The organism is Desulfococcus sp. (assembly GCF_050178255.1).
In the GTDB taxonomy this organism is placed as follows: Bacteria; Desulfobacterota; Desulfobacteria; order Desulfobacterales; family Desulfococcaceae; genus Desulfococcus; species Desulfococcus multivorans.
In genome coordinates this window covers 1-4553 of sequence record NZ_JBFXGG010000173.1, presented here as the reverse complement: position 1 = coordinate 4553, position 4553 = coordinate 1, and the positions used below count along the sequence as shown (strand labels likewise).

The window sequence follows — 4553 nt, the reverse complement described above, 5'->3', positions numbered from 1 at the left end:
CCGCGCCTTCCCGCTCCAGAATGGGCGCAAGCTTCAGGGCGTCTTCGAGGGTCCAGCCGTCCTTGATGTAGTCCATGCCGTTGAACCGGACCCCCACGGGATAGTCGTCGCCGGTCTTGGCCTTGATGTCCCGGAACAGCTCCATGAGAAAGCGGATCCGGTTCTCGAAGGACCCGCAGCCGTATTTGTCGGTGCGCTTGTTCGAATTGAGGGAATAGAACTGGTTGATGAGGTATCCGTGCCCGGCGTGGATCTCCACGAAGTCGAAGCCGCCTTCCCTGCACCGCCTCGCCGCGTCGCCGAAGGCGGCGACCAGCTCCTCGATGTCGGGGATGGTGAGCTCCCGGGGCGTACCCTTGACCACGGCCGGCGCGGGGATGGGCGACGGGGCCACCTTTTTGTCGTGGTAGGACTGGCGCCCGCCGTGCATGAGCTGCATGCCGAACAGCGCGCCGAAAGGCTTGACCCGATCGGTCATCTTCTTGAGGGCGGGGATGCAACCGTCGTCCCAAAGGGCCGGGAGCTGGGGCAGCTCGAGACCGGTGGGGTGAACACCGCCCCCGCCCACCAGCATCATGCCGGCGCCGCCCCGGGCCCGGGCCACGAAATACTCGGTCAGCTGGTCCTGGACGTACCCGTTGTCGTCCACCCCGAAATTGATGCTCATGGCCGGCATGAGAAGCCGGTTTCTGGCGGTCATGCCGCCGATCTCCACCGGCGAAAAAAGGTGCTTCAAGTGACTCATGGTTGGGTTTCCTCCCGCGTCTCTAAAAAAATGAATGACGTGCCCCGCTCCGCCCGGGTTTTGTTCGAACGGTGTGAGACCCGGATTTTATATTGAACGAGCGCTCAATCATATAATGTCGTTATCATGGCGGTATAGACTTGTCAAGAATTTTAACGGGCCGCACCCAACGTCGTCCATCCAGGTAGAATCGAGCGGTAACCCATGTTCACCCGACAGCGATCCGGCTGCCGCATGGGACGGCAGGAAATGAATTCATCGGGACATCGACGGTCGTCACCGTCTGCGGCCCCTTGACATGCGCCGAAGCGTGGCTATTAAAAGGATTGCCCTCATAGGGTGAAATCGGCTGGCAACCAGCGGCAGGGATGTGTCCTTTCCGCTTGGAATTCACCCATGAAAGCGATGTCCGTCGACCGTCGCGTCGATCCCGGGATTATTTTTACCGCTTTAACATCACAGGAGAAAACTACATGACCGATACACCGAAAGGCGCTATCCTGCAACGGGACGGAGAAACCTACGCCATCGTTCCCAGAACCCCCGTGGGCCTGGTGCCCCGCGAAACCCTGGAAGCTCTCGCGCGGGTCGTGCAGAAATACGAGATCCCCATCGTGAAGATCACATCGGGCCAGCGCCTGGCCCTGGTAGGCATGAAAGCCGACGTCATCGACGACATCTGGGAAGACCTCGGGACCGACATCGGACGGGCTACGGAGCTCTGCGTTCACTATGCCCAGGCATGTCCGGGAACGGCCGTCTGCAGGTTCGGCGTTCAGGATTCCCTGGGGATGGCTCTGGAGCTGGAAAAGATGTACGTGGGCATCGACCTGCCGGCCAAGGTCAAGTTCGGCGTTTCCGGATGCCCATTCTGCTGCGGGGAAAGCTATGTTCGCGACGTCGGTCTCATCGGGACGAAGAAAGGATGGCATGTCATTTTCGGCGGCAACTCGGGAGGCAAGCCAAGAATCGGCGATCTGCTGGCGGAAAATCTCGACAGGGATGCCGCCATCGGGCTGGTCAGGCGCGCCCTGGAGTACTACAAGGAAAACGGAAAGAAGCGGGAGCGGACCGCCCGGTTCATGAACCGCATCGGCGCAACCCAATTCAAATCCGCCCTGGGCCTTTCAGACTAAATCGGGTTTTCAGATTCCTGCAGCCCCGGTGGGACATCGGATCGTTCCGGGAGCTGCAGGGCCTCGCAGCGGCTCTTTCAGGCCTCATCCAGGTCCATACCGGCCAGAATCGCCAATCCCTCCCGGTCGCAAAGACGGATATCAGGCCCGTTCACCTCGATAAGGCCGTCAGCGCTCATTTTCGCAAAGATTCGGGAAAGGGTTTCGGGTATCGTCCCCAGGAGGCTTGCCAGCTGCCCCTTGGCGATCTCGAGCCGGACGTGATCTTCGGATTCCTGCTCCCGGGCAAGGTACATCAGATAAGCGGCCAGGCGTTCGGGCACCTCTTTCAGGGAGAGGTGTTCGATCTGAACCGTGAACCGGCGCAGCCGCATGGAAAGCACGGCCAGCATGTTCAACGCCAGGGACGGCTTTTCGGTGATGAGCGCGATGAAGTCTTTCCGTGAAAAAAAAATCAAGCGGCTCGCGGCAATGGCTTGGGCGTTGGCCGGGAAGGACTCGCCGCTGAAGACCGGGACCTCCCCGAACGGCTCACCCGGCCCGAAGATATGAAGGATCTGCTCCTTTCCGTCAAAGGACATCTTGAATATCTTAATTTTCCCGTCGGCGACGACATAGAATCCGTCGGCTGCGTCTCCGTCCGAAAAGATGAGTTCGCCCCTGCCGTACCGGCGATGGACCGCGATCCGCAGCAGGGCGTCAATGTCATCGTCTTCGAGTCCGCTGAAAATCGGAACGGACTTTATAATGGTAATGATTTTATCCACTCTCCCCTCTTTCTCGAATTCGACCGGTTTTCGACCCCCACCCCGGCTCTCTATAGTGGATGGGACCTGCTTTTTCTCGTTGATGTCCCTTTTATTGACCTAAGTCAATGCGGCGGCAGGACCGATGGGTTAGATTCGGCTCCAACAGCAACGACAACACTAAAACCCTTTTCTTATATATCAACTCAACAAGGAGGCAACACATGTTTTGTTTTCAATGCGAACAGACGGCAAAAGGCGAAGGCTGCACCAAGATCGGCGTATGTGGAAAACAACCCGAAACGGCAGCCCTCCAGGATCTCCTGATTCATGCGGTCAAAGGCCTCTCCCTCGTCGCGGTGGAAGGCCGAAAGGTCGGCGTATCGGATGACGCCGTCAACCGCTTCACCTGCGAGGCGATCTTCTCCACCCTCACCAACGTCGATTTCGACTCCGAACGCTTCGTAACGCTGATCCGGGACTGCGTGGCCCACCGGGAAGCCCTCAAGAAAAAAGTGGCGGCTGCCGGCGGTGCTGCTTCCTTTTCGGATGCCGCGGCAGACTTCACTCCGGCGGGAACCACGGCCGAGATGATCGCCGAGGGGGAAAAGGTGGGCATCAAGGCCGACCCTGACATGAACCCGGATCTCCTCTCGCTGAGAGAATTGCTGGTATACGGGCTCAAGGGGCTCGCGGCCTACGCGGACCACGCGGCCATCCTGGGGCAGCAGGACGAAGCGGTCTTTGCCTTTATCCATGAGGCCATGGCCGCCACCCTGAACAAGAGCGTGGGCGTTGACGAGTATGTCGGCCTGGCCCTGAAGTGCGGCGAGGTCAACATCCGGGCCATGGAACTGCTCGACGCCGGCAACACCGGAACCTACGGCCACCCCGTCCCCACAAAGGTGCCCCTGGGCGCCCGAAAGGGCAAAGCCATCCTGATCTCGGGCCACGACCTCAAAGACCTGGATACCCTGCTTAAGCAAACGGCGGGAAAAGGGATCAACATTTACACCCACGGTGAGATGCTGCCCTGCCACGGCTACCCCGAGTTGAAGAAGCACCCCCATTTCTACGGCCATTACGGGACGGCATGGCAGAATCAGGCCCGTGAGTTCGACGCCTTCCCCGGCGCCATCCTCATGACCACCAACTGCATCCAGAAGCCGAGGGAAAGCTACAATGACCGGATCTTCACCACCGGCCTGGTGGGTTGGCCGGGCGTCACCCACGTGACCAACGACGATTTCACGCCGGTGATCGAGAAGGCGCTGGCCATGGACGGTTTCACCGAGGACGTGGAAGGCAAATCGGTCATGGTGGGGTTCGGCCGCAATGCCGTCCTGGGCGTCGCGCCTCAGGTCATCGAAGCGGTGAAAAACAAGGCCATCCGGCATTTCTTCCTGGTGGGCGGCTGTGACGGCGCCAAGCCGGGCCGGAACTATTACACCGAGTTCGTGGAGAAGGTGCCCGAAGACTGCGTGGTCCTGACCCTGGCTTGCGGCAAGTTCCGCTTCTTCGACAAGGACCTCGGCAACATCGGCGGCATACCGCGTCTCCTCGACGTGGGCCAGTGCAACGACGCCTACTCCGCCGTGCGCATCGCCCAGGCCCTGGCCGACGCCTTCGGAGTCGGGGTCAACGACCTGCCCCTCTCGATGATCCTCTCCTGGTATGAGCAGAAGGCCTGCGTCATCCTGCTGAGCCTGCTCCATCTGGGCATCAAGGACATCCGCCTCGGGCCGAGCCTGCCGGCGTTCATTAGCCCCAACGTGCTCAACGTGCTGGTGGAAAACTTCAACATCATGCCCATCGGGACCCCCGAGGGCGACCTCAAAGCCATTCTGGGGTAATCAGATCGAAAATGATTGAGCTGACGGCGGGCATGTGCCTGCCGTCAGCTCACACCCCTCGCCACCAAAAAAA

General features: G+C 59.9%; 3 protein-coding genes and 1 pseudogene. 2 read left to right on the top strand and 2 right to left on the bottom strand.

Annotated features, from left to right (window positions below; genetic code table 11):
• Nucleotides 1-745: pseudogene (locus tag AB7S84_RS16660) on the bottom strand (FAD-dependent oxidoreductase); the annotation flags it as partial.
• A 473-nt stretch (nucleotides 746-1218) separates the two neighbouring features.
• On the opposite strand from AB7S84_RS16660, the gene AB7S84_RS16655 reads away from it, so the two are divergent.
• Nucleotides 1219-1881, top strand: a complete 663-nt coding sequence (locus tag AB7S84_RS16655) for an NAD(P)/FAD-dependent oxidoreductase (protein ID WP_428155879.1) — start codon at nucleotides 1219-1221, stop codon at nucleotides 1879-1881.
• Between the two features lie 77 nt (nucleotides 1882-1958).
• On the opposite strand, the gene AB7S84_RS16650 is transcribed toward AB7S84_RS16655, so the two are convergent.
• Nucleotides 1959-2648 (bottom strand): Crp/Fnr family transcriptional regulator, encoded by a 690-nt coding sequence (locus AB7S84_RS16650; RefSeq protein WP_020875920.1) that lies wholly within the window; start codon nucleotides 2646-2648, stop codon nucleotides 1959-1961.
• Nucleotides 2649-2851: 203 nt separating this feature from the next.
• Between AB7S84_RS16650 and hcp the strand changes: the two genes are divergently transcribed.
• Entirely contained in the window at nucleotides 2852-4480 is a 1629-nt protein-coding gene (hcp, locus tag AB7S84_RS16645; protein WP_020875921.1) for a hydroxylamine reductase, read from the top strand.
• Nucleotides 4481-4553: the final 73 nt, after the last annotated feature.

Coding starts and splice junctions, on each gene's coding strand:
- hcp (WP_020875921.1), top strand. CDS start 2,852: ATGTTTTGTTTTCAATGCGAACAGACGGCAAAAGGCGAAGGCTGCACC.
- AB7S84_RS16655 (WP_428155879.1), top strand. CDS start 1,219: ATGACCGATACACCGAAAGGCGCTATCCTGCAACGGGACGGAGAAACC.